We start from the raw sequence: 23,308 nt of genomic DNA, 5'->3' as shown, positions 1-23,308 counted from the left end.
CGAGACACCCCCTTCACAGAACGTGTGTTCGACCTGAAAGATGGGCACGGTCGCGTGCCAGTTCGGTACGTCGCTCGTTAGGCAGCGCAGTCGAAGCGCTGAGTGGGCAAGCGCTGGTGGCCCTTGCTCAACTGTTACGGGAGGGGACCCATGGGCGATCGCAGCACCATCGAGTGGACTGAGGCGACCTGGAATCCCACCACCGGTTGCGATCGCATCTCCCCCGGGTGCGACAACTGCTACGCCCTGACGTTATCCAGACGCCTCAAGGCCATGGGGGTGGCGAAGTACCAGGCCGACGGGGACCCCAGGACATCTGGCCCCGGTTTCGGCCTCACGCTCCATGCGGACACGCTGGCCATTCCGCGCCAGTGGAAGACCCCCCGCATGGTGTTCGTGAACTCCATGAGCGATCTGTTCCACGCCAAGGTGCCGTTGGACTTCGTACGGCAGGTTTTCCAGGTGATCGCCGACACCCCGCAACACACGTACCAGCTGCTGACGAAGCGAGCCCGAAGGCTCCGGCGACTGGCGGACCAACTTGACTGGCCCCCCAACCTCTGGATGGGCGTCTCCGTCGAGAACGCGGATCACATGGACCGCATCGACGACCTGCGGCAGGTGCCCGCCGCAGTGCGCTTCCTGTCCTGCGAACCTTTGCTCGGCCCGCTGACGGACTTGCGCCTGGACGACATCGGCTGGGTGATCGCCGGCGGCGAATCCGGACCCCAGCATCGACCCGTGCATGAGGAATGGTTGTTCGAGATCCGCGACGCCTGCAGCGACGCCGACGTGCCGTTCTTCTTCAAGCAATGGGGCGGCCGTACACCCAAATCAGGAGGCCGTGAGCTCGCAGGGGTCACATGGGACGAGATGCCACCTCGCCTGCCGATGGCAGCACAGTAACAGCCAATCTTCAACGGACGCCGTACGCGCTCTGGTGGCATATGGCAACGGTGTGTGACCCTCTCCCCAGCGGGGCCGTAGACGAGTGGGGGGAGCGGTCATGGCCGTACCGAAGGATGCCGTATGGGAACGCGATCCGCACACGGCCGCCAAACACGACTTACTCAGGCGGTACCTGGAAGCGTGGGCGCCGATCCTTCTGTCGCGGAACGACGTGATCACCTACGCAGAAGGGTTCGCGGGGGCCGGCGTCTATAAGCAGGGCGAGCCCGGGTCCCCCGTCGTCGCCTACGAGGTCTTCGCCCGCGCTCTGCACCGTTTCCCTAAGCGCACGCGTCTGATCCTCATGGAGGAAGACCACCGGCGGGTGGAGGAATTGCAACGCCAGATGACCCTCGTGCAATCGAGGCACGCGGACAACATCACTGCACGTCTGTCGGTCGACATCGGGCAGGGAGATTTCCACCCGGCCCTTCTGAGGAAGCTGCAAAGCACTGGCAGGCTGGGCAAGCCCCTCTTTGTCCTCCTGGACAGCTTCGGTGGGCCCGACATCCCGTACTCGCTCCTGCATGAGCTCGGTCGTTACCGAAGCACGGAAGTCATGGTGACCTTCGAACCCGCCTTCCTCACCCGGTTCGCCGAGAGACACGACGGCCACCGGAAACTCGGTGACGAAGCCTTCGGCAGCCAGGAGTGGCAAGACGTATTCCGGCAGCCGTCCTCGCACAAGTTCACGTTCCTTCGCGAGCAATACCGGGCCACGCTGCGCCAGGCCGGTTTCACGCACACGCTGTACTTCGAGATGGTCGACGAAGGTGGCAGGAAGCTCTACCTGATCTTCGGCACCCAGCATGAGCTGGGACTGGAGAAGATGAAGGACGCCATGTGGAAGGTGGACCCTTCCTACGGCGTCCGCTACCGCGACCCCAGGGACACCGAACAGCAGATGCTGGATCTCGTATTCGAACCGGATACGGCTCCGCTACGACGCATCCTGCACGACTTCATATCCGAAGCTCCCAAGGGGCGAACTGTCACGGAGCTCCAGCGCTACACCCTCCTGGAGACCGTCTACCGGCCCGCCCAAGTGATCACGGCCGTCCGACAGCTACGCGAGTCAGGCGCTGTGACGACGGAACCTCGTGCCATCAACACCAAGACCCGAGTGAGCGCAGTGGTGCAGCCGCCCCGTACCGGTCCGTCGGGCGAGCAGGGTGTCCTCTGGTGAGTGGCCACGAGGGCACATCCAGGGCACATGAGCCTGGGAAACGGCGTTGACCCGTGAGAACTACCGAGACGAGTTCCCGCAGGTCAACGCACGTTTCACCGAGAATGCACAGGTCACAACCCCGCCTCTTCCAATCGCTGCACGAGTGGCAGGACTTCAGCCACCGGTTGCACGAGGCGGGGCATCAGGCGTACTGCCTGGTGTGGCCCTGAGTCGGGGGTTTCGCAGGGGCCGGTCGATCGGGCGGGGCTGCAGCGGGCTCTGCGGAAGACGCGCCAAGCCTTCAGTCTCGCGATGCTTCGTTCGACCGGCACTCGTGCCGCTGACAGGGACCGGTTGATCGTCCGCCGGGTCGCGGTGAGGTCCTGGTGGGGAAGACGTCCGGTCGGCTTGGTCACCCAGGAGCCGACCCCGGAACCGGCACGGTGTCCCGGCGTTCACCGCCGTCGGTCACAGGGCGGTGGCGGCGCGGACCAGTGCGGCGACCACCGCCGAACGGCTGTGCGGGGGCCAGGCGATGACCGTGGTGACGCGGGGGGCGTCGGTGATCGGAACGGCGGTGAGGCCGTCGCGCAGGCCGGTGCTGCTCGACTCCGGGACGACCGCACAGGCGCGGCCGAGGGTGATGAGCTGGGCGAGCTGCGTGTGGTCGCGCACCTGCGGTCCGGGGCCGTCCGGGAAGGTGCCGTCGGGGCGGGGCCAGCGGGGCAGGGGCAGGTCGGGGAGGGCGGTGACCTCGGCGAGCCGCAGGTGGGGACGGGTGGTGAGAGGGTGGCCCGCGGGGAGGACCGCGATCTGGCCCTCGGAGTGCAGGTCCTCGGTGTCGAAGCCGGCCGTGTCGTCGAAGGGCCGGTGCAGCAGGGCCACGTCGGCCCGGCCGGTGCGCAGCACCGTGGCCTGCTCGCCCGGCCCGCACAGGACGACGTCGACGTCGACGGCGCCGGGCTCGGCGGCGTAGGCGTCGAGGAGTTTGGCCAGCAGTTCGTCGGAGGCGCCGGCCTTCGCGGCCAGGACCACGGCGGGACGGCCCGTCGCGGCGAGTGCGGCCCGGCGGGTGCGTCGTTCCGCGGCCTCGACGGCGTCCAGCGCCGCCCGCGCCTCCCGCAGCAGCACCTCCCCGGTCCCGGTCAGGGCGACGCCCCGGCCGCCTCGTTCCAGCAGGGTGGTGCCCAGGCGTCGTTCGAGCCCGGCGATCGCCCGTGACAGCGGAGGTTGGGCGATTCCGAGCCGCTGCGCCGCCCGGCCGAAGTGCAGCTCCTCGGCGACCGCGACGAAGTACCGCAGCTCACGTGTCTCCACCCCACCAGCCTAACCAGCCCGGCCAGGAGTGATACCCGGGCGGTATCGCCGCCCACCCAGTCGGTCTTGGACGCCCTGCCCGGCGGGGGAGAAGCATCGGTGTCATGACTGAGACGAACACCGTGAACCGCCCCAAGGTCGCGCTGGTGACCGGGGCCAACAAGGGCATCGGGTACGAGATCGCCGCCGGGCTCGGCGCCCTCGGCTGGACGGTCGGGGTCGGCGCGCGGAACGAGGAACGGCGCGAGGCCGCCGTGGACAGGCTCCGCGCGGCCGGCGCCGACGTGTTCGGCGTGCCGCTGGACGTGACCGACGACGCGAGCGTGACCGCGGCGGCCCGGCTGATCGAGGAGCAGACGGGGCGGCTGGACGCGCTCGTCAACAACGCCGGCGTCACCGGCGGTGTACCGCAGGAGCCCACCACGGTCGACGTGGACCGGGTACGGGCGGCCGTGGAGACCAACGTCATCGGCGTCATCCGCGTCACCAACGCCCTGCTGCCGCTGCTGCGCCGCTCGCCGGCGCCGCGGATCGTGAACGTCTCCAGCCGCGTCGGCTCCCTCACGCTCCAGACCGCACCCGGCACCGAGACGGGCCCCCTCGCCGTCGCGTACGCCCCGTCGAAGACGTTCCTCAACGCCGTCACCGTGCAGTACGCCAAGGAACTGGCCGACACGCACATCCTGGTCAACGCCGTCTGCCCCGGCTACACGGCGACCGATCTGAACGGCTTCCGGGGAGTGCGCACTCCTCAGCAGGGCGCAGCCGCCGCGATCCGGCTGGCCACCGTGGACGGCGACGAGCCGACGGGCCGCTTCTTCGACGACGAGGGAGAGCTGCCCTGGTGACGAACGGTCCGCGCGCGCCGTTCCGGGGAGACGACGCGTACGCGTCCAGGTGACCGGCACTGTCGCACCCTGTCGGTACGGCCGTCGCGCCCGAGCCGCCGACGGCCGACCGACGAGGCGGGGGGGGCCGGAGGGCACCGGGCGTCTGTGTGTCGCCCGACGGAGGCCGTGGGCCGTTCCGACGGAGGACGGAGACTGTTCCGGCGTGACGGCCGAGCGGGAACGCCGCCGCGGTCGCTCCGACCGACCGGCCGGTCGCGGCGGTGCTTGGACGGTGTGCGCGGAGGACGGTGCCGTGGCCCCGTTCCCGGGCGTTTCCACCCGGCCTGAGCCGTACGGGGGAACCCTGCGGACCGGGGACGCGAGCGGTGGCTCAAAAGCATCCGCCGTGCACAGACTGAGGCACACGTGCGTGCTCGTCGCCCGGAGCGGGGTACCCCAGCGGCGCGCGAGTCCCCTCTTCCTCAGGAGGCACCCCCCCATGACCTTCAATCCGCTGGAGCAGCGGGGTATCCCACTGGACCGCCAACTGCGCAACTGGCGTGAGCTGAACGTGGACCCGATCGACCCCGACCACTGCGACCCGTACACCCGCTGTCGGATCATCACGATGAACGGGATCGAGGTGGAGGCGATCCTGTTCAGCCACCACCTCGCCCGCCACACCGCCGACCCGGAGATCAAGCGGCAGCTCGCGCGGGTGCGCTACATCGAGGCGCAGCAGCAGAAGGTCGTGAACTGGCTGCTGCCGGGCGTCTCCTCGGTGCTGGAGACGACCATCGCCTACGAGCAGGTCGCGGTGGACCTGACGGCGTGGGTGGCGCGGATGGAGCCGGACCCGTACCTGAAGCAGGCTTACCAGTTCGGTGTGCTGGAGGACTTCGACCACCTGTACCGGTACGCGAACCTGTACGAGATGATCGAGCACCGCAAGGCGGAGTCGATCGTCGACAACCTGACCGAGGTCATGCCCGGCCGGCCCACCCGGTACCACCACCGCAATCCGGTCGACAACGTCCGCGACCCCTACGCCAAGGACCGCACGGACCCGCTGTCCAAGCTGCACGCCCTGACGATCATGTCGGCGGAGCAGCAGACCATGAACTTCTACATGAACACCGGCCCCACCTACATGGAGCCGATCGCCCGTCAGCTCTACCAGGAGATCGGGCTGATCGAGGAGGAGCACGTCACCCACTACGAGTCCCTGGTGGACCCGGGTGAGACGTGGTGGGAGCAGCTCGTCAACCACGAGTACAACGAGTGCTACCTCTACCACTCCTTCATGGAGCAGGAGAGCGACCCCCGGGTGAAGGCCATCTGGGAGCTGCACCTGAACATGGAGCTGGAGCACCTGCACCTGGCCTGCGACCTCATGCGCGAGCACGACGGCCGCGACCCGGCCTCGGTGCTGGCCCCCGAGCTGCCCAACGTGCTGACCTTCGAGCCGAACAAGGCCTACCTGCGGGAGCTGCTGGACACCCAGATGGACCTCACGACGCTCGGCGCCGGCTACGTGCGCGAGGCGCACGAGCGGTTCGAGAAGATGCAGGAGAGCATCCACGGCGGCGAGGCTCCCCCGAGCGACCGGGTCATGACCGAGCACGACGAGATGTTCGGCCGCGAGTACCGCGTCCAGACCGAGGGCGAGCACCCCGACCCCGCGCAGCGCGAGAAGTAGGGGGGCGACATGTCCGAGCTGCACACCCCGCACGCCGGGGACGACAAGGCCCGGGACGACGACGTCGTCTCCCTGCTGATGCGCCAGCACGGCGACATCCGCAACCTCTTCGACGAGGTCGAGGCCTGCACGGGTGAGGAACGCCGGGACGCGTTCCGCCGCCTGGTACGGCTGCTGGCCGTGCACGAGACCGCCGAGGAGGAGGTCGTCCACCCCTTCGCCCGGCGCGCGCTCCCCGGCGGGGAGCAGGTGGTGGAGGACCGGCTCGCCGAGGAGAAGGCTGCCAAGGAGACGCTGTCCGCGCTCGACGAGATGGACACCGACGACCCGAAGTTCATGCCCCAGCTGCTGAAGCTGCGCAAGGACGTGCAGGAGCACGCCCGGGCCGAGGAACGCTACGAGTTCACCCACATCCGCCGCAGCGCCGACACGGCCGGCCTCGCCTCGATGGCCAAGGCGATCAAGGCCGCCGAGGCGATGGCGCCCACCCGGCCCCACCCGGGCGTCGAGTCCGGGGCGAAGAACGTGGCCCTCGGCCCCGTCGCCGCCCTCATGGACCGCACCAAGGACGCCGTGCGCAAGGCCATGGGCACGTAGGTCCGGCAACGGGCCGCGGTCCGGCCGGGGCGGTGCGCCGAGGGCGGTGCGCCGCCCCGGTGGCGTTCTCCAGGGCCCCGTACGCCCCGCGTCCCCCGCACGCCCCGCGTCCCCCGTACGCCCGCACGCCCCGCACGTCGTCGTTTCGTCGTGAGGGACGCGGAAACCCGCCCCCCGACGGTGATGGCCAGGTTCCGGCGGAAGGCTGCTCATGAAGAAGGCGTTGTGGATGCTCCCGATAGTCGCCGCCGGCGTCGCGGCGGCGCGGAAGGCCGGGACGGCGCACCGGAGCGAGGACCGGACGGCCGACCGGTGGCTGACGGTGACGGTCAACCGCTCGATGTCGGATGTGCGACCGGCCGGGAAACTGCCCGGCTCCCTCCGGCGGTTCGCGGACGAGATCGACGTGCGGGTGAGCCCCGCGCCGGGCGACCGCGGCACGGAGGTGGCCGCCCGGTTCAGGGAACCGGTGTCCGCCGCGTCGTCCTCCGCACCCGCACGCCTGGCCGGCCGGGACCCGCGGCAGGAGCTGCGGCTCGCGCTGCGCGAGACCAAGGCCCTCCTGGAGGCCGGGGAGGTGCTGCGCCCCGACGCGCCGCCGACGACCCGGCCCACGCCGGGCGGCAAGCTGGTCGAACTGTTCACCCGTCGCTCCGGCGGGGAGGGAGTGCTGTGAAGGCGCTGTGCTGGGAAGGCGTGAACAAGCTGTCCGTCGAGCAGGTCCCCGATCCGGAACTGCGCAACGACCAGGACATCGTCGTGCGACTGATCGCGGGCACCACCTGCGGCTCCGACCTGCACCTCATCGGCGGCTACATCCCGGCGATGCGCGCCGGCGACGTCATCGGCCACGAGTTCGTCGGGGAGGTCGTCGAGACCGGTCCGGCGGTGCGCAGGCACAAGGTCGGCGACCGGGTCGTCGTCTGCTCCTTCATCGGCTGCGGACGCTGCTGGTACTGCGCCAACGACCTGTGGTCCCTGTGCGACAACACGAACACCAACCCCGGCATCGGCCAGGCCCTGTTCGGCTACGAGACCGCCGGCATCTTCGGCTACTCGCACGCCATGGGGGGCCTGCGCGGCAGCCACGCCGAGTACGTCCGCGTCCCCTTCGCCGACTACGGGGCCTTCAAGGTCCCCGAGGGCGTCGACGACACCAGCGCCCTGTTCGTCTCCGACTCCGTCCCCACCGGGTGGATGGGCGCCGACCTGGCCGGGGTGAAGCCCGGCGACGTGGTCGCCGTCTGGGGCTGCGGGGCCGTGGGGCAGATGGCCGCCCGGGCGGCCGTCCTCAAGGGCGCCGAACGGGTCATCTCCATCGACCGCATCCCCGAACGGCTGGCCATGGCCGAGCGGTACGCCGGTGCGGAGACCATCGACTACACCACCACCGACGTCGCCGCGGAACTGCGCGAACGCACCGGCGGACGCGGCCCCGACGTGTGCATCGAAGCCGTCGGCATGGAGGCCCACAGCGACGGCCCGATGCACCTGTACGACCAGGCCAAGCAGCAGCTGCGTCTCCAGACCGACCGGCCGACCGCCGTACGCCAGGCCATCCACGCGTGCCGCAAGGCCGGCACGGTCTTCATCCTGGGCGTCTTCGCGGGCGCCGTCGACAAGTTCCCGCTCGGCGCCGTGATCAACAAGGGGCTCACCGTGCGCGGCGCCCAGATGCACGGGCAGCGCTACATCCCGATGCTGCTGGAGCGGGTGGCCGCCGGGGAGATCGAGACGGCCCACCTGGCGACCCACACCCTCTCGCTGGACGAGGCGCCCACGGCGTACGACATGTTCAAGCACAAGACCGACGGCTGCGTCCGGGCCGTCATCCGTCCCGGGACCCGAGGGGCCGCATGATCGTCGACCGGACCGCCCACCTCGTGGCCGACCGCCTGGCCCGTCGGCGCTCGGCACCGGCCCTGCACCCCCACGGGGTGCTGTGCACGGGGACGCTGACCGTGACCGGCCGCGCGGACGGCGCCTGGGGCGCGGCCTGGCTGGACCGGCCCGCCACCTACCGGGCGACCGTGCGCTGGTCCCGTGCGCTGGGCCTGCCCCGGCGGCTGCCGGACGGCCTCGGTCTGGCCGTCCGGGTCGAGGACGCCGACGGCCCGGGCACCGCGCTCGACGTGCTGTTCACGTCCAGCCGTCCCGGGCGGTTCGGCCGTCACCTGCCGCTCCTGCGGCCCGACGCCCTGACCGGCCCGTACTCCACCCTGCTGTCCTACCGGACGGGGCGCCGCGAACGCGTCCTGGCGGCCTTCCCGGTCCGCGCCCCGGGCGGTGACGCGCTGCCGACGCTGTGGCAGGAGCTGGCCCGCCGTCCCGTCCGCTTCGACCTGCGCGCGGCCGCCCCCGACGAGCCCTGGAGCACCTTCGCCGTCCTGTCCCTGGACGCCGCGCACGCCGCTCCGGGCACGGCCACCGTGTCCTACGACCCCTACGCGCACTGCCTGCCCGGCCTGCACCCCACCGGTCGGCTGCGCCGGCTCCGCGACGCGGCCTACGCGGGCTCCCGCCGGGGGCGGGGCGCCTCGGAACGGGAGCACCCCGCCCTTTACCCCGCCCCTTGACGGAGCGGGGTGCGGAGCGTCCCTCGGCGCCCTCCTCGGTGCGTCCCTCAGCGGAACAGGGTGCACAGCGTGCTGCCGACGCCCGCCGAGCACGCCAGCGTGGCCGACGCCCAGGCGGCGTGGCGCACGAGCAGACGGCGCCGCAGCTCCAGGTACCGGGCCTCGTACTCCTCGCGCAGTTCCTCGGCCCGCCGCACCGTCGCGGCGAGCATGCGGCGGGACAGGGCGATCCGGCCGTCGACGTAGTGGTGCGTGAGGTCCTCCGCCTGCGCGGTGGTCAGCCACGGCAGGCGGTCGCACAGGGCACGCGCCTCGCGGTGCGCCTCGGTCCAGTGCGACCGCGCCAGCAGGAAGCCCTCCGCCTCGGCCCCGATCGCCGCGGCCACGTCGGGGTCCGGACGACGAGCGCGGCCGCCGGTCACGGCCGTTCGCCCTTGTGGCCGCTGGTGTCCAGGATGTCGCGCTGACCGGTGTTCTCCGCCTGGTCGAGGCTGGCGACCGCGGGGTGGTGCAGGTCGAAGGCGGGGGATTCGGACCGGATCTTCGGCAGGGTGACGAAGTTGTGCCGGGGCGGCGGGCACGAGGTGGCCCACTCCAGCGAACGCCCGTAGCCCCAGGGGTCGTCGACCTCGATCCGCTCGCCGTACTGGGCGGTCCGCCAGACGTTGTAGAGGAAGGGCAGGGTGGACAGCCCGAGGAGGAAGGCGCCGATGGAGGAGATGGTGTTGAGGGTGGTGAAGCCGTCGGCGGCGAGGTAGTCGGCGTAGCGGCGGGGCATGCCCTCGGCGCCCAGCCAGTGCTGGATCAGGAACGTGGTGTGGAAGCCGACGAACAGCGTCCAGAAGTGGATCTTCTCCAGCCGGTGGTCCAGCATCGTGCCGGTCATCTTGGGCCACCAGAAGCTGAAGCCGCCGAACATGGCGAACACCACGGTGCCGAAGACCACGTAGTGGAAGTGGGCCACGACGAAGTAGCTGTCGTGCACGTGGAAGTCCATCGGCGGTGAGGCCAGCAGGACGCCGGTCAGCCCGCCGAAGAGGAAGGTGACCAGGAAGCCGATCGCCCACAGCATCGGTGGTTCGAAGGACAGGGAGCCCCTCCAGAGCGTTCCGGTCCAGTTGAAGAACTTCACCCCGGTCGGCACGGCGATCAGGAAGCTCATGAAGGAGAAGAACGGCAGCAGTACGGCGCCGGTGGCGAACATGTGGTGCGCCCAGACGGTCACGGACAGGCCGGTGATGGCGATCGTGGCGGCGATCAGGCTCGTGTAACCGAAGATCGGCTTGCGGGAGAAGACCGGCAGGATCTCCGTGATCACCCCGAAGAACGGCAGGGCGAGGATGTAGACCTCGGGGTGCCCGAAGAACCAGAACAGGTGCTGCCACAGGATCGGTCCGCCGTTCTCCGGGTCGAAGACGTGCGCCCCGAACTGCCGGTCCGCCGCCAGCACCAGCAGGGCCGCCGCCAGCACCGGGAAGGCGAGCAGCACGAGCACCGAGGTGAGCAGCACGTTCCACGTGAAGATCGGCATCCGGAACATGGTCATGCCGGGGGCGCGCATGCAGATGATCGTGGTGATGAAGTTGACCGCCCCGAGGATGGTGCCGAAGCCGGACAGGGCCAGGCCCAGGATCCACAGGTCACCGCCGACGTACGGGGTGCGCTCGCCGCCGCTGAGCGGCGGGTAGGCGGTCCAGCCGAAGTCGGCGGCGCCCTGGGTGGTGAGGAAGCTGCTCACGACGATGAGCCCGCCGAAGAGGAAGAGCCAGTACGAGAGCATGTTCAGCCGGGGGAACGCCACGTCCGGGGAGCCGATCTGCAACGGCATGATCGCGTTGGCGAACCCCGCGAACGTCGGGGTGGCGAACAGCAGCAGCATGATCGTGCCGTGCATCGTGAAGGACTGGTTGTACTGCTCCGCGGACACGATCTGCAGGCCCGGTCGCGCCAGCTCGGCCCGCACCACCATCGCCAGCACCCCGCCGATCAGGAAGAAACCGAACGACGTGATCAGGTAGAGGTGGCCGATCTTCTTGTGGTCGGTGGTGGTCAGCCAGGTGACCACCACGTGGCCCCTCCCCCGCCGCTCGGGCGTGGGGACGGGGGCCACCGGCTCGGTGTGGGTCGCCATCGGGATCCTTACTCGGCGTTCGGCACTCGGCGTTCGGCAGGAGAGGGCGGCACGGACGGTGACGACCGCCCGCGCAGCCGGGGAAAAGGGAGTACACAACCGTGGGGAAAGTAGTGCCCCCCGGTGCCGACGCGCGCCCGCAGAGGGCGGTACGCGGCCCGAACGGGTCAAGGTTCCAGCCGTACGGGTGAGACGGCGGGACCCGGCACATCGGGCGCGGCGCCGCCGCGCACCGGAGACCCGTTTGCCCCTTCTGTCCGAGGGGGACCCGGCGCGCATGAGGAAAGAGCCGCGTCGCCGCCCCATCGGACAGAACCGCATGCTGTCGCTGCTGGACGCCCTGGAGCGTGATTCCCGGGCGGACGCGGTGATCGACGTGCTGACCGGACGCGTACGGGCCCTGCCGCTCGGCCGGGCGCGGGACGTGCTGCACGGTAAGCCGCTCGGCCATCCCGCGCACCCCTTGTTGGTGCAGGTGCCGGTCGGCAGCTGGATGTCGGCCGCGGTGCTCGACCTGTGGCCCGGCCGCTCCCGGGAGGCCGGCGCCCTGGTGGGCGTCGGACTCGCGGCGGCCGTCCCCGCCGCGCTGGCGGGCGCCGTCGACTGGGCCGAACTGCGCCGCGAGCAGACACGGGTGGGGCTGGTGCACGCCCTGGCCAACACGGCGGCCCTGGGCCTGTACGGCGCCTCGCTCGTCTGCCGCCTCACCGGGCGGACCGGCGCGGGGCGGACGTACGGCTTCCTCGGGCTGACGGCGGTCGGCGTGGGCGGCATGCTCGGCGGCCACCTGGCCTACCGGCAGGCGTCCGGCGCCAACCACGCCGAGGAGGTCCCGCACGTCGTCTCCGAGGGCTGGCACCGGGTCGGCGGCGTGGACGAGTTCCCGGCCGGCCGGCCGGTGCGGCGCACCGTGGACGACGTGCCGGTCCTGGTGGTGCGGGAGACCGGCGGCGCCTTCCACGCGCTGGCCGAGCGGTGCAGCCACCTCGCCGGGCCGCTGTCCGAGGGCACGGTCGCCGACGGGTGCGTCGAGTGCCCCTGGCACGGCAGCGTCTTCCGACTCTCGGACGGCTGGAACGTCCGCGGTCCCGCCACCGCGCCCCAGCCCGTCTTCGACACGCGTGTCGTCGACGGGTGCGTGGAGGTCAGCCTGCGCGGGCCGGACGCGGCACCGCCCGGCCCCGGGACGGACGCCGGGCCGGCGCGGGCGGACGAGCGCCGCCTGCACGGGCACGGCGCCTGACGTCACCCCCGTACGCCGAGAGGTCCCGTCCCCTCCCGAACGCCGAACCCTTGGCATATACCCCCGGGGGGTATATGGTTCCGAGGTGTGAGGCGGGCCAGCAGAGGTTCGCCGGGCATCGGACGGGGGCGAGGTCATGGACCACGAGCACGAGCACGAGCACGAGCAACCGCAGGGGCACGGGCACGGGCGGCACCACGGGCACGGTCCGGCGTCGTGGGCCATGGCCGCGAAGGCGACGCTGCACTGCCTGACCGGGTGCGCCGTCGGCGAGATCCTCGGGATGGTGATCGGCACCGCCCTGGGGTGGGGCAACGTCCCGACGATGGTCCTCGCCGTCGCACTGGCGTTCCTCTTCGGCTACTCGTTCACGCTCTTCGCCGTGCGCCGGGCCGGGCTGGACCTCAAGGCGGCGGTCAAGGTCGCGCTGGCCGCCGACACGGTCTCCATCGCGGTGATGGAACTGGTCGACAACGGGATCATCGCCCTGGTGCCGGGCGCGATGGACGCCCAGTTGTCGGACGGGCTGTTCTGGTACGCGCTGATCGGCGGGCTCGCCCTCGCCTTCGTGCTCACCACGCCGGTCAACAAGTGGATGATCGGCCGCGGCAAGGGCCACGCGGTCGCCCACGCCTACCACTGACCGGCCCGCCCCGCCGTCCGCCCACCGGCGCGTCCGGCCGCATCGCCGGCCTCCGGCCGCCTCCCCCACGTCCTCACACCGGGATCCGTCGACGTTTTCACCCGAATGGCCTACGCCCGGTCGTGGCCGTCCGGTTGCGGACGAACACTGGGGAGTGCCCGCGCATCGCGGACTCCGAGGGACGGAGAACGACCATGGCCAACGCCACCCGCAGCACCGGAGCCCGGTCCGGAAACAGCAGGGCCGCCTGGGCCTCCGGCGGCGTCGTCCTCGCCGGCGTACTGATGCTGCTCGAAGGCCTCTTCGGCGTCTTCAGCGGCATCGCCGCCATCGCGAAGGACGACGTCTACGCGACCGTCGGCGACTACGTCTTCAAGTTCAACCTCACCTCCTGGGGATGGATCCACCTGATCCTCGGCGCCCTCGTCATCATCACCGGCTGGGGCGTCCTCACGGGCGCCGCCTGGGCGCGGGGCCTCGGCGTCGGGCTCACCGCCCTCTTCGTGATCCTGCAGTTCCTCTGGCTGCCCTACACCCCGCTCTGGGCGATCATCTCCATCGGCGTCGGCGTCTTCGTCATCTGGGCGCTGTGCACCGACCACGGCCGCACGTCGTCGGCCTGAGCGCCGGCCCGTACCGCCGTCAGGCCGAACCGCCGTCAGGCGGTACCGCCGTCAGGCCGTGCCGCCCGGCGGCTCGTCCCGCGCCGGGACCTCGCCCACCGTGAACCCGATCACCGACCCGCCCCCCTCCCGCCGGTGGGCGAACGGCGCTCCGCCGTGCGCCAGCGCCACCTCCCGCACGATGGACAGGCCGAGGCCCGAACCGGGCTGGGAGCGGGCGTCGGCGGCGCGGTAGAAGCGGTCGAAGACGCGGACCAGGTCGGCGTCGGTGATGCCGGGGCCGCGGTCGCGGACCTCGACGCTGATCGTGCCGGGACGAGCCGGACCGGCCACGGTGACCTCGATGGGGCCCGTGCCGCCCCGGTCGAACTTCGCGGCGTTCTCGACCAGGTTGGAGATCGCGCGGGTCAGCATGACGGGCCGGCCGGTCGTCGTCGTGTCGCCGCAGGCCCGCACGCTGATCTCGCGCCCGGTACGGCGCCGGGCGTGGGTCGCCACCTCGTACGCGATCTCCCCGAGGTCGACCGGCCGCACCGGCTCCGTCCCGGACTGACCGGCCGCCAGCTCGACCAGCTCGTTCACCAGGTCGGTCAGCTCCCGGGCCTCCTGCCCCAGGTCGGCGACCAGTTCCTCGCGCGCGGCGGGCGGCAGCTCGTCGATCCGGCGCAGCAGCGAGATGTTGGTGCGCAGGGAGGTCAGCGGGGTGCGCAGCTCGTGGCCCGCGTCCTGGACCAGGCGCCGCTGGTCCTCCTCCGACTGGGCGAGCCGGCCCAGCATGCGGTCGAAGGCGCGGCCCAGCCGGCCCACCTCGTCGTGCCCGGTGACCGGTACCTGGATGCCGAGCCGGCGGGTGCGGGCGACGTCCTCGGCGGCGGAGGCGAGGGCGATCAGGCGCCGGGTGATGCGCCGCGCCAGCCACCAGCCGCACAGGCCCGCCGCGGTCACCACCGCGCCCATCAGCACCCAGGTCCGCCGCTGCAGGGCCCGCAGCAGGTCCTCGGTGTCGCTGAACTCCTGCGCCACCTGCACGGCGCCCCGGCCGTCGCCGAGGGCGACGGTGGCGATCCGGTAGACGTCGTGGCCGACGTCCACGTCCCTGTGCTGCACCATCCGCCCGGCCACCGCGGCGCCCGCCGTCCGCCGGTCCTCGCCGGTCACCGGCAGCCGGCGGCCGGCCGGGTCGGAGACCTCGCCGTCCGGCCCCAGCACCTGCACGTCCGTACGGGCCGGGCGCACGATGTCGTGGCCGGGCGCGGACGAGGAGAAGTCGCCGGGCGACATCGGCCGCTCGCGCACCTCGGCGCGCAGGTCCTGCACGACCTGGTCGAAGACGGACTCCTGGTCCACCCGCACCAGCCGCGCGGCGGCGTTGTACGACAGCACGCCGACGAGGACGGTGACGACGGCCGTGACCGTCGCGAACGACACGGCGAACGTGGTCCGCAGCGACCGCAGCCGCGGCCGCCGCCCCCGGCCCCCCGCCCCGGTCCAGCCCCCCGTTCCGCCCCGGCCGCCCGTTCCGGACGAGGTGCCCACTCAGCCCTCCCGCAGCACGTAACCCACCCCGCGCACGGTCTGGATCAGCTGTGGGGCGCCCGGCTGGTCGAGCTTGCGGCGCAGGTAGCCGACGTAGACGGCGAGGTTCTTCGAGCCGGGGCCGAAGTCGTAGCCCCAGATGCGGTCGTAGATCGTGGAGTGGTCGAGGACGATGCCCGCGTTGCGGACCAGCAGTTCCAGCAGCTCGAACTCGGTGCGGGTCAGCTCCAGCTCCCGCTCGCCCCGCCAGGCGCGGCGCGCCCGCGGGTCCATGCGGAGCCCGGCCGCCTCCAGGTACCGGCCGTCGGGCTCCCCGCGCTCCGGAGCCCGCCCGGACGCGCCCTCCCCCGTCGTCGGGGTGTCCCCGGCGGTCACCGTCCCGGTGCCGTCCGTCTCCGTCCGGTCGGTGCGGCGCAGCAGCGCGCGCAGCCGGGCGAAGACCTCCTCGACGTCGAACGGCTTGACCACGTAGTCGTCGGCACCCGCGTCCAGGCCCGCGATGCGGTCCGCGGTCTCCACGAGCGCCGTCAGCATCAGGATCGGTGTGCTGTCGCCCTCGGCGCGCAGCGCCCGGCAGACCTGGAGGCCGTCGACGCCCGGCATCATCACGTCGAGGACCAGCACGTCCGGGCGGCCGGCGCGGGCCTGCGCCAGCGCCTCGACGCCGTCGGCGACCGCGGTGACCCGGTAGCCCTCCAGGGTGAGGGCGCGCTCCAGGGCGTGCCGGATGGCGCGGTCGTCTTCGGCGAGCAGAACAGTCCGGGGCACCCGTCCAGTCTGCCAAGGCCGAGGGCCCCGCGGACGGGCGGCCGGGCCTCTTACCCAGATCTCACCCGGCGGGCCGCAGCGCGGCGAGGCGTTCCTCGAAGGGCACGACCTCGTCGGTGTCCCGGGCCGGCTTCCTGACCGTCGACAGCCCGGTCATCAGCGCGGCCAGCTCGCCCGCCGCCCGCTCGATCCGCCCGTCCAGCCCCTCGGCGCCCCAGTCCTCCGAGGCGGCGTAGACGCCGGTCGGGACGACGACGGCCTTGAGATAGGCGAAGAGCGGACGCAGCGCGTGCTCCAGCACGAGCGAGTGCCGGGCCGTGCCGCCGGTCGCCGCCATCAGCACCGGCTTCCCGGCGAGGGCGTCCGGTTCCGTGGCGCCCAGCGCGTCGAAGAACGACTTGAACAGCCCGCTGTACGATGCCGAGAACACCGGCGTGACGACGATCAGGCCGTCGGCCGCCCGTACGGCGTCGAAGGCGGCGGACAGCTCCCGCCCGGGGAAGCCGTTGGTGAAGGTGTGCGCGATCTCCACCGCGAGGTCGCGCAGCTCCACGACCCGCGCTTCGACCGAGGTCCGCCCGGCGGTCGCGGCGGCCAGCCGGTCGGCCAGCAGCCGGGTGGAGGACGGGACGCTCAGTCCCGCGGAGACGACGACGAGCTTCATGCGCGTGCTCCTTCCTGCTCGACGTTCTTCGCGCTCGCCAGCAGCGAGGCGTGGGTGGGGGCGTCCGGCACGTCCGCCGGGCGGTTCTTGGCGAACTCCTCGCGCAGCACCGGCACGACCTCCTCGCCGAGCAGGTCGAGCTGCTCCAGGACGGTCTTCAGGGGCAGTCCGGCGTGGTCCATCAGGAACAGCTGGCGCTGGTAGTCACCGGCGTAGTCGCGGAAGGCGAGGGTCTTCTCGATCACCTGCTGCGGGGAGCCGACGGTCAGCGGGGTCTGCGCGGTGAACTCCTCCAGCGACGGGCCGTGGCCGTAGACCGGGGCGACGTCGAAGTACGGGCGGAACTCGCGCACCGCGTCCTGACTGTTCCTCCGCATGAACACCTGACCGCCCAGGCCGACGATCGCCTGCTCGGGCGTGCCGTGCCCGTAGTGGGCGTAGCGGGTCCGGTACAGCTCGACCATGCGCTTGGTGTGGTCGGCGGGCCAGAAGATGTTGTTGTGGAAGAAGCCGTCGCCGTAGTAGGCGGCCTGCTCGGCGATCTCCGGGGAGCGGATCGAGCCGTGCCAGACGAACGGCGCGACGCCGTCCAGCGGCCGCGGGGTGGACGTGAAGCCCTGCAGCGGCGTGCGGAACCTGCCCTCCCAGTTCACCACGTCCTCGCGCCACAGCCGGTGCAGCAGGGCGTAGTTCTCGATCGCGAGGTTGATGCCCTCGCGGATGTCCTTGCCGAACCAGGGGTAGACCGGGCCGGTGTTGCCGCGGCCCGTCATCAGGTCCACCCGGCCGTCGGCCAGGTGCTGGAGCATCGCGAAGTCCTCGGCGATCTTCACCGGGTCGTTGGTGGTGATCAGCGTGGTGGAGGTGGACAGGATCAGCCGCTCGGTGCGCGCCGCTATGTAACCGAGCATCGTGGTCGGCGACGAGGGCACGAACGGCGGGTTGTGGTGCTCACCGGTCGCGAAGACGTCGAGGCCGACCTCCTCGGCCTTCAGCGCGATGGCGACCATGGCCTTGATGCGCTCACGCTCGGTCGGCGTGCGCCCCGTGGTCGGGTCCGGGGTGACGTCGCCGACGGTGAAGATGCCGAACTGCATGGTCGCTCAACCTCCAGGTTGTTTATGGTTCAACCATACCCGCGAACGACCTGCCCCCGGACGTTATTCCGGCCCCACCCCCCGCTCCGGCCGTGCGAAGCTGCCCGCATGATCGTCCTGCGCTCCGCCGCCCTCTTCGCCGTCGCCGCCCTCTTCGAGATCGGCGGCGCCTGGCTGGTCTGGCAGGGCGTGCGCGAACAACGCGGCTGGCTGTGGGCCGTCGGCGGCGTCCTCGCCCTCGGCGCCTACGGCTTCGTCGCCACGTTCCAGCCCGACGCCCACTTCGGCCGCATCCTCGCCGCGTACGGCGGCGTCTTCGTCGCCGGCTCGATCCTGTGGGGCATGGCCGCCGACGGCTACCGCCCCGACCGCTGGGACGTGGCGGGCGCGCTGGTCTGCCTGGCGGGGATGGCCCTGATCATGTGGGCACCGCGCAACGGCAGCTGACCGGGCCGTGACGGCGGCCGGTCCACGCCGGGCGGCGGCCGACCGGGCTGCGACGGCGGCCGGTCCACGCCGGGCGGCGGCCGACCGGGCTGCGACGGCGGCCGACCACGCCGGGCGGCGGCTGGCTAACCTGGGCGGCGACGTCCGCACCACCCGCCGTACGTACCAGGAGCAGCCCATGGCCACCGCAGCCGCCGCCCCGTCCGCCGCCTCCCGTATCGCCGTCGTCACCGGTGCGAGCAGCGGCATCGGCGCCGCCACGGCCCGGCAGCTCGCCGCCGCCGGCTACCGCGTCGTCCTGACCGCCCGCCGCAAGGACCGCATCGAGGCGCTGGCGGAGGAGATCCAGGCGGCCGGCCACCAGGCCACGGCCTACCCCCTGGACGTCACCGACCGCGCGGCGGTCGACGAGTTCGCCACCGCGTTCAAGACGGTCGGCGTCCTCGTCAACAACGCGGGCGGCGCGCTCGGCGCCGACCCGGTGGCCACCGGCGATCCGGACGACTGGCGCCGCATGTACGAGACGAACGTCATCGGCACCCTCAACCTCACCCAGGCCCTGCTCCCCAAGCTGGAGGCGAGCGGCGACGGCACGGTCGTCGTCGTCTCCTCGACCGCGGGCCTGTCCACCTACGAGGGCGGCGCGGGCTACGTCGCCGCCAAGCACGGCGAGCACGTCCTCGCCGAGACCCTCCGCCTGGAGATCGTCGGCCGCCCGGTCCGCGTCATCGAGATCGCGCCCGGCATGGTCAAGACCGACGAGTTCGCCCTCACCCGCTTCGGCGGCGACGCGGAGAAGGCGGCCAAGGTCTACCAGGGCGTCGCCGAGCCCCTGACCGCCGACGACGTCGCCGACACCATCACGTGGGCGGTCACCCGCCCCGCCCACGTCAACGTCGACCTCCTGGTCGTCCGTCCCCGCGCCCAGGCGTCGAACACGAAGGTGCACCGGGAGGGGTGACGCCGGACGGCACCCCGGGCGTCAGCCCTTCACGCAGACGACCTGCTTGAGCTTGGCCACGACCTCGACCAGGTCGCGCTGCTGGTCGATGACCTGGTCGATCGGCTTGTAGGCGCCCGGGATCTCGTCCACGACGCCGGAGTCCTTGCGGCACTCCACGCCCCGCGTCTGCTCCTCCAGGTCCCTGACGGAGAAGCGGCGCTTGGCGGCGTTGCGGCTCATGCGCCGGCCCGCGCCGTGGGAGGCGGAGTTGAAGGACTCGGCGTTGCCGAGCCCCCGGACGATGTACGAACCCGTGCCCATGGAGCCCGGGATGATCCCGTACTCCCCGGACCCCGCGCGGATCGCGCCCTTGCGGGTCACCAGCAGGTCCATGCCCTCGTACCGCTCCTCCGCCACGTAGTTGTGGTGGCAGGAGATCTCCTGCTCGAAGACCGGCTTCGCCTTCTTGAACTCCTTGCGGACCACGTCCTTGAAGAGCGCCATCATCAGCGTGCGGTTGTACTTCGCGTACTCCTGGGCCCAGAACAGGTCGTTGCGGTACGCGGCCATCTGCGGGGTGTCCGCGACGAACACGGCGAGGTCGCGGTCGACCAACCCCTGGTTGTGCGGGAGCTTCTGGGCGACGCCGATGTGGTGCTCGGCCAGCTCCTTGCCGATGTTGCGGGAACCGGAGTGGAGCATGAGCCAGACGGAACCGGTCGTGTCCGTGCACAGTTCGATGAAGTGGTTCCCGGATCCGAGCGTCCCCATCTGCTTCCCGGCCCGCTCGTGACGGAACCTGACCGCCTCCGCCACCCCGTCGAACCGCCCCCAGAAGTCGTCCCACCCGGCCGTCGCCAGCCCGTGGAAGTGTCCCGGGTCGAGGGGGTCGTCGTGCATCCCCCGCCCCACCGGAATGGCCTGCTCGATCTTCGACCGCAGGCGCGACAGGTCGCCCGGGAGGTCGTTCGCCGTCAGGGACGTCTTCACCGCCGACATCCCGCAGCCGATGTCGACGCCCACCGCCGCCGGGCACACCGCGCCCTGCATCGCGATCACGGACCCGACCGTCGCGCCCTTGCCGTAGTGCACGTCCGGCATGACCGCCAGGCCCTTGATCCACGGCAGGGTCGCGACGTTGCGCAGCTGCTGCAGCGCCACGTCCTCGACCGTCGCCGGATCGGTCCACATGCGGATCGGTACCTTCGCGCCCGGCATCTCCACGTACGACATATCGTCCTCATTCCCCCGGAAACACAGCAGAAGTATCAAAGCGCAGAACCGACGCCAAGGGCAGCCAAAGAGACGGCTGACCGGCGGTCACGGCGGCGCGTGCGATACACATTGTCTGCAGGGGGCGCCCCCGCGCGGCAAGCGAATAACCAGCGGGGACACTGGAGTACCGACCACAGCCACACCGGCGAGAGGAGCCGCACCGTGCAGCGGAAGGCCTACGTACCCGGCGTCGCCGCCCTGCTGGCGGCGCTGCTGGCCGGCTGCAGCGGCGGCTCGGACGACGGCGCCACGACGGACCACTCCAACCCCGGGCAGCCCGGCGTCGCCAGCCGGGCGGCGCAGCCCGGCAAGTACCGCACGCTCCCGGAGCCGTGCCGCGCGGTCGGCCACAAGACGCTCGACTCGCTGCTGCCCGGCATCCAGGAGATCGCGGACGAGCAGCAGCGCGAGAAGGCGTACGCGGGCGAACCGACGCTCGCGTACGACACCGACCGCAAGGTCGGCTGCCGCTGGAAGGTGGAGTCGGCGGACGCCACCGACCACCTCTTCGTCGACTTCGAGCGGGTCGTGTCGTACGACACCTCCGTGAGCGACGACAGCGAGGCCGAGCGGCTCTTCGCCCAGCGGGTGGACGCGGCCCACCTGCCCGAGCCGGTCGTCTCGGAGTCGGCCCCGGCCTCGGATTCGGCGTCCGCGTCGGTCTCCGGGTCGCCGTCCGGCACCCCGTCGCCCGGCGCGTCGTCCACCGGCCCGGGCGCCCCGTCCTCCGCGCCGGCCTCGGGGTCCTCGTCGCCCGCCTCGCCATCGTCGAGCCCGTCCGCCTCCGACGGCACCCCCACCGACCTCCAGCCGCGTCTGCTGGACGACCTGGGCGACGAGGCGTTCGTGGACGACGAGCTGAACACCTCCGGTTCGACGGCGGAACGACGCACGGTGACTGTGGCGTTCCGCACGTCGAACGTGATGGTGACCGTCGAGTACGCGGAGCAGCCGGCGACGGTCGGGGTCGTGCCCGACAGCAAGGAAATGCAGGACAGGGCACGGAAACTCGCCTCCCAGCTGGCGGATTCGCTGGGTGGCTGAGCCCGCTCCCGACCCCGTGCGGGCCGCCCGGCGGGCACGGTGGTGCGGAACGCGCGCGGTGCCGGGCGCGTACCGTGACCCCTCGGACCCGATCCGGACGCAGGAACCACGAGTGCCATGAGTGAAGGAACCATGCAGCGACGAGCCCAGCGTGACCAGCGAACGAAGCGACTCACCCGCGTCCTTGTCGGCGCGGCCGCCGTACCCGTGATGCTGGTGGCAGCCGGCTGCTCCTCCGACTCCGACTCCGACTCCGGCAAGGACAAGGCCGCGACGACCACGGCGGCGCCGGAGTCCGCGAGCCCCTCCCCGACGGTGCGGGCGGCGGCGTACGGGAAACTCCCCGAGCCGTGCTCGACGTTGTCGAAGAAGACGCTGGAGGAGCTGGTGCCGGAGGCCGGTTCCGGCAAGGAGGGCACGTCGAACGACACGTCGACGCGCGGCAGTTGCTCCTGGGACAGCCTCGACGACAACGGGGTGAAGGGCTCGCAGTTCCGCTGGCTGAGCGTGTCGGTGCTGCGCTTCGACTCGAACGTGACGCGCGGCGCGGGCGACGAGCTGGCGCACGACCAGTACACGAAGCAGCTCCAGGACGCGCAGGCCGCCGAGGGCGCGCAGAGCGTGAAGACGGCGCCGGTGAGCAGCACGGGCGACGAGGCCACGATCGTGCGCTACGACCTGAAGAAGAAGGAAGGCACCTTCAAGCAGCAGACGGTCGTGGCGCGCGTCGAGAACGTCGTCGTCACCGTCGACTACAACGGCGCGGGCCTGGCCGGTGACAAGACGCCGGACGCCGACGACCTGGCGAAGGACGCGCAGAAGGCCGCCAAGGAGGTCGTGGCCGCGGTGATGAAGGCCAACGGCGCGGGCGGCGCGGCGAGCAGCTCCCCGTCGGCGTCGGCGCAGGCGTCGAAGGGCACCTCCGGCGACGCCTCGCAGGACGCCTCGGAGGGCGCCTCGGAGGGCGCCTCGGAGGGCGCCTCGGACGACTCCTCCAAGCGCCCGTCGAAGAGCTCCGCGAAGTCCTAGTGACCAGGGGGGACCCGACCGGCCGCCCGTCCCCCCGCACACATGTGCCACTCTGTTCCGCGCAACAACAGGCACTGGGAGGGGAGTACGGGTGGCCGCGCCACTTCAGCTGACACGGATGCACCGCGTTCTCATCGGCGTCGTCGTCTTCGGTGCCGTCATCATCGCCGGCATCGGCTTCGCCGGTTCGTACGCGGCGGTCCGCGAGCTGGCCCTCAAGAAGGGCTTCGGGAACTTCAGCTACGTGTTCCCGATCGGTATCGACGCGGGCATCTGCGTGCTGCTCGCCCTGGACCTGCTGCTGACCTGGATCCGCATCCCGTTCCCCCTGCTGCGCCAGACGGCGTGGCTGCTGACGGCGGCGACGATCGCGTTCAACGGCGCGGCGGCCTGGCCGGACCCGCTGGGCGTGGGCATGCACGCGGTGATCCCGGTCCTGTTCGTGGTCGCCGTCGAGGCGGCCCGGCACGCGGTCGGGCGGATCGCCGACATCACGGCCGACAAGCACATGGAGGGCGTCCGCCTCACCCGCTGGCTGCTCTCGCCCCTGCCCACCTTTCTCCTGTGGCGCCGGATGAAGCTGTGGGAGCTGCGCTCCTACGAGCAGGTGATCAAGCTGGAGCAGGAGCGCCTGGTGTACCAGGCCCGGCTGCGCTCCCGCTTCGGCCGCGCCTGGCGGCGCAAGGCGCCGGTGGAGTCCCTGATGCCGCTGCGCCTGGCCCGCTACGGC

Annotated in this window: 24 protein-coding genes; 16 read left to right on the top strand and 8 right to left on the bottom strand. The window is 71.6% G+C overall.

Annotated features, from left to right (window positions below; genetic code table 11):
• Window positions 1-150: 150 nt before the first annotated feature.
• Together JHAT_RS16615 and JHAT_RS16610 are read left to right on the top strand one after the other, a co-directional pair.
• Window positions 151-906, top strand: coding sequence for a DUF5131 family protein (locus JHAT_RS16615; protein ID WP_077798962.1), 756 nt, complete (start codon window positions 151-153; stop codon window positions 904-906).
• A gap of 100 nt (window positions 907-1,006) precedes the next feature.
• Window positions 1,007-2,134 (top strand): three-Cys-motif partner protein TcmP, encoded by a 1,128-nt coding sequence (locus JHAT_RS16610; RefSeq protein WP_077798961.1) that lies wholly within the window; start codon window positions 1,007-1,009, stop codon window positions 2,132-2,134.
• A gap of 450 nt (window positions 2,135-2,584) precedes the next feature.
• Here the strand turns inward: JHAT_RS16610 and JHAT_RS16600 are convergent, their stop codons facing one another.
• Window positions 2,585-3,433, bottom strand: coding sequence for a LysR family transcriptional regulator (locus JHAT_RS16600; protein WP_077798960.1), 849 nt, complete (start codon window positions 3,431-3,433; stop codon window positions 2,585-2,587).
• A gap of 104 nt (window positions 3,434-3,537) precedes the next feature.
• Between JHAT_RS16600 and JHAT_RS16595 the strand changes: the two genes are divergently transcribed.
• The 6 genes from JHAT_RS16595 (at window position 3,538) to JHAT_RS16570 (ending at window position 9,135) form a co-directional block, all read left to right on the top strand.
• A complete protein-coding gene (locus JHAT_RS16595) occupies window positions 3,538-4,281 on the top strand; it encodes an SDR family oxidoreductase (protein WP_077798959.1) in 744 nt (247 codons plus the stop codon).
• A gap of 481 nt (window positions 4,282-4,762) precedes the next feature.
• Window positions 4,763-5,962, top strand: coding sequence for a hypothetical protein (locus JHAT_RS16590; RefSeq protein WP_077798958.1), 1,200 nt, complete (start codon window positions 4,763-4,765; stop codon window positions 5,960-5,962).
• 9 nt (window positions 5,963-5,971) lie between these two features.
• Window positions 5,972-6,559 (top strand): hemerythrin domain-containing protein, encoded by a 588-nt coding sequence (locus JHAT_RS16585; RefSeq protein ID WP_077798957.1) that lies wholly within the window; start codon window positions 5,972-5,974, stop codon window positions 6,557-6,559.
• Between the two features lie 211 nt (window positions 6,560-6,770).
• On the top strand, window positions 6,771-7,235 hold the full coding sequence (locus JHAT_RS16580) for a hypothetical protein (RefSeq protein ID WP_077798956.1): 465 nt from the start codon (window positions 6,771-6,773) through the stop codon (window positions 7,233-7,235).
• A complete protein-coding gene (locus JHAT_RS16575) occupies window positions 7,232-8,419 on the top strand; it encodes a zinc-dependent alcohol dehydrogenase (protein ID WP_077798955.1) in 1,188 nt (395 codons plus the stop codon). Before JHAT_RS16580 ends, JHAT_RS16575 begins: the two co-directional genes overlap by 4 nt.
• On the top strand, window positions 8,416-9,135 hold the full coding sequence (locus JHAT_RS16570; RefSeq protein ID WP_077798954.1) for a phosphodiesterase: 720 nt from the start codon (window positions 8,416-8,418) through the stop codon (window positions 9,133-9,135). The genes JHAT_RS16575 and JHAT_RS16570 overlap by 4 nt, the downstream gene beginning before the upstream one ends.
• A 47-nt stretch (window positions 9,136-9,182) precedes the next feature.
• Here the strand turns inward: JHAT_RS16570 and JHAT_RS16565 are convergent, their stop codons facing one another.
• A complete protein-coding gene (locus JHAT_RS16565) occupies window positions 9,183-9,557 on the bottom strand; it encodes a hypothetical protein (RefSeq protein WP_077798953.1) in 375 nt (124 codons plus the stop codon).
• Window positions 9,554-11,266 carry a cytochrome c oxidase subunit I gene (ctaD, locus tag JHAT_RS16560; RefSeq protein WP_077798952.1) on the bottom strand — a complete coding sequence of 571 codons (1,713 nt, stop codon included), beginning with the start codon at window positions 11,264-11,266 and terminating at the stop codon, window positions 9,554-9,556. Before ctaD ends, JHAT_RS16565 begins: the two co-directional genes overlap by 4 nt.
• A gap of 277 nt (window positions 11,267-11,543) precedes the next feature.
• Between ctaD and JHAT_RS16555 the strand changes: the two genes are divergently transcribed.
• From JHAT_RS16555 to JHAT_RS16545, 3 genes are all read left to right on the top strand, one after another.
• The gene (locus JHAT_RS16555; protein ID WP_171990924.1) at window positions 11,544-12,509 is read left to right on the top strand and encodes a Rieske 2Fe-2S domain-containing protein; all 966 of its coding nucleotides are present in this window, start codon (window positions 11,544-11,546) and stop codon (window positions 12,507-12,509) included.
• Between the two features lie 136 nt (window positions 12,510-12,645).
• A complete protein-coding gene (locus JHAT_RS16550; RefSeq protein WP_077798951.1) occupies window positions 12,646-13,152 on the top strand; it encodes a DUF4396 domain-containing protein in 507 nt (168 codons plus the stop codon).
• 194 nt (window positions 13,153-13,346) lie between these two features.
• The gene (locus tag JHAT_RS16545; RefSeq protein WP_077798950.1) at window positions 13,347-13,775 is read left to right on the top strand and encodes a hypothetical protein; all 429 of its coding nucleotides are present in this window, start codon (window positions 13,347-13,349) and stop codon (window positions 13,773-13,775) included.
• 51 nt (window positions 13,776-13,826) lie between these two features.
• Here the strand turns inward: JHAT_RS16545 and JHAT_RS16540 are convergent, their stop codons facing one another.
• From JHAT_RS16540 to JHAT_RS16525, 4 genes are all read right to left on the bottom strand, one after another.
• Window positions 13,827-15,203 carry an ATP-binding protein gene (locus tag JHAT_RS16540; protein WP_375603567.1) on the bottom strand — a complete coding sequence of 459 codons (1,377 nt, stop codon included), beginning with the start codon at window positions 15,201-15,203 and terminating at the stop codon, window positions 13,827-13,829.
• Between the two features lie 108 nt (window positions 15,204-15,311).
• Window positions 15,312-16,079, bottom strand: a complete 768-nt coding sequence (locus JHAT_RS16535; protein ID WP_077798948.1) for a response regulator transcription factor — start codon at window positions 16,077-16,079, stop codon at window positions 15,312-15,314.
• A 61-nt stretch (window positions 16,080-16,140) separates the two neighbouring features.
• A complete protein-coding gene (locus tag JHAT_RS16530; RefSeq protein ID WP_077798947.1) occupies window positions 16,141-16,743 on the bottom strand; it encodes an FMN reductase in 603 nt (200 codons plus the stop codon).
• Window positions 16,740-17,840 carry an LLM class flavin-dependent oxidoreductase gene (locus JHAT_RS16525; RefSeq protein ID WP_077798946.1) on the bottom strand — a complete coding sequence of 367 codons (1,101 nt, stop codon included), beginning with the start codon at window positions 17,838-17,840 and terminating at the stop codon, window positions 16,740-16,742. The genes JHAT_RS16530 and JHAT_RS16525 overlap by 4 nt, the downstream gene beginning before the upstream one ends.
• Window positions 17,841-17,948: 108 nt before the next feature.
• Here JHAT_RS16525 and JHAT_RS16520 point away from each other — a divergent pair, with 108 nt between their 5' ends.
• Together JHAT_RS16520 and JHAT_RS16515 are read left to right on the top strand one after the other, a co-directional pair.
• Window positions 17,949-18,287, top strand: a complete 339-nt coding sequence (locus JHAT_RS16520; protein WP_077798945.1) for a YnfA family protein — start codon at window positions 17,949-17,951, stop codon at window positions 18,285-18,287.
• A gap of 178 nt (window positions 18,288-18,465) precedes the next feature.
• Entirely contained in the window at window positions 18,466-19,248 is a 783-nt protein-coding gene (locus JHAT_RS16515) for an SDR family NAD(P)-dependent oxidoreductase (RefSeq protein WP_077798944.1), read from the top strand.
• Window positions 19,249-19,269: 21 nt separating this feature from the next.
• Here the strand turns inward: JHAT_RS16515 and JHAT_RS16510 are convergent, their stop codons facing one another.
• Window positions 19,270-20,463: an RtcB family protein gene (locus JHAT_RS16510; protein ID WP_077798943.1), complete on the bottom strand. Its 1,194-nt coding sequence runs from the start codon at window positions 20,461-20,463 to the stop codon at window positions 19,270-19,272.
• 204 nt (window positions 20,464-20,667) lie between these two features.
• On the opposite strand from JHAT_RS16510, the gene JHAT_RS16505 reads away from it, so the two are divergent.
• The 3 genes from JHAT_RS16505 to JHAT_RS16495 all read left to right on the top strand — a co-directional run.
• Window positions 20,668-21,549: a DUF3558 domain-containing protein gene (locus tag JHAT_RS16505; protein WP_171990923.1), complete on the top strand. Its 882-nt coding sequence runs from the start codon at window positions 20,668-20,670 to the stop codon at window positions 21,547-21,549.
• Window positions 21,550-21,666: 117 nt separating this feature from the next.
• Window positions 21,667-22,578: a DUF3558 family protein gene (locus tag JHAT_RS16500; RefSeq protein ID WP_253195512.1), complete on the top strand. Its 912-nt coding sequence runs from the start codon at window positions 21,667-21,669 to the stop codon at window positions 22,576-22,578.
• Window positions 22,579-22,669: 91 nt separating this feature from the next.
• Window positions 22,670-23,308, top strand: a 639-nt coding sequence (locus tag JHAT_RS16495) for a DUF2637 domain-containing protein (RefSeq protein WP_143660443.1), incomplete at its 3' end; no start/stop codon positions are given.

This window comes from Streptomyces sp. JHA26, assembly GCF_002005565.1.
GTDB lineage: Bacteria > Actinomycetota > Actinomycetes > Streptomycetales > Streptomycetaceae > Streptomyces.
Note: the sequence above shows the minus strand (reverse complement) of the source record. Positions and strands in the feature narration are given on the sequence as shown.

Excerpts from the sequence above, each read along its gene's own strand:
- JHAT_RS16585 (WP_077798957.1), top strand. The coding sequence starts at position 5,972 with ATGTCCGAGCTGCACACCCCGCACGCCGGGGACGACAAGGCCCGGGAC.
- JHAT_RS16590 (WP_077798958.1), top strand. The coding sequence starts at position 4,763 with ATGACCTTCAATCCGCTGGAGCAGCGGGGTATCCCACTGGACCGCCAA.
- JHAT_RS16520 (WP_077798945.1), top strand. The coding sequence starts at position 17,949 with ATGATCGTCCTGCGCTCCGCCGCCCTCTTCGCCGTCGCCGCCCTCTTC.
- JHAT_RS16525 (WP_077798946.1), bottom strand. The coding sequence starts at position 17,840 with ATGCAGTTCGGCATCTTCACCGTCGGCGACGTCACCCCGGACCCGACC.
- JHAT_RS16610 (WP_077798961.1), top strand. The coding sequence starts at position 1,007 with ATGGCCGTACCGAAGGATGCCGTATGGGAACGCGATCCGCACACGGCC.
- JHAT_RS16510 (WP_077798943.1), bottom strand. The coding sequence starts at position 20,463 with ATGTCGTACGTGGAGATGCCGGGCGCGAAGGTACCGATCCGCATGTGG.
- JHAT_RS16555 (WP_171990924.1), top strand. The coding sequence starts at position 11,544 with ATGAGGAAAGAGCCGCGTCGCCGCCCCATCGGACAGAACCGCATGCTG.
- JHAT_RS16545 (WP_077798950.1), top strand. The coding sequence starts at position 13,347 with ATGGCCAACGCCACCCGCAGCACCGGAGCCCGGTCCGGAAACAGCAGG.
- JHAT_RS16570 (WP_077798954.1), top strand. The coding sequence starts at position 8,416 with ATGATCGTCGACCGGACCGCCCACCTCGTGGCCGACCGCCTGGCCCGT.
- JHAT_RS16550 (WP_077798951.1), top strand. The coding sequence starts at position 12,646 with ATGGACCACGAGCACGAGCACGAGCACGAGCAACCGCAGGGGCACGGG.
- JHAT_RS16580 (WP_077798956.1), top strand. The coding sequence starts at position 6,771 with ATGAAGAAGGCGTTGTGGATGCTCCCGATAGTCGCCGCCGGCGTCGCG.
- JHAT_RS16515 (WP_077798944.1), top strand. The coding sequence starts at position 18,466 with ATGGCCACCGCAGCCGCCGCCCCGTCCGCCGCCTCCCGTATCGCCGTC.
- JHAT_RS16595 (WP_077798959.1), top strand. The coding sequence starts at position 3,538 with ATGACTGAGACGAACACCGTGAACCGCCCCAAGGTCGCGCTGGTGACC.
- JHAT_RS16615 (WP_077798962.1), top strand. The coding sequence starts at position 151 with ATGGGCGATCGCAGCACCATCGAGTGGACTGAGGCGACCTGGAATCCC.
- JHAT_RS16500 (WP_253195512.1), top strand. The coding sequence starts at position 21,667 with ATGAGTGAAGGAACCATGCAGCGACGAGCCCAGCGTGACCAGCGAACG.
- JHAT_RS16530 (WP_077798947.1), bottom strand. The coding sequence starts at position 16,743 with ATGAAGCTCGTCGTCGTCTCCGCGGGACTGAGCGTCCCGTCCTCCACC.
- ctaD (WP_077798952.1), bottom strand. The coding sequence starts at position 11,266 with ATGGCGACCCACACCGAGCCGGTGGCCCCCGTCCCCACGCCCGAGCGG.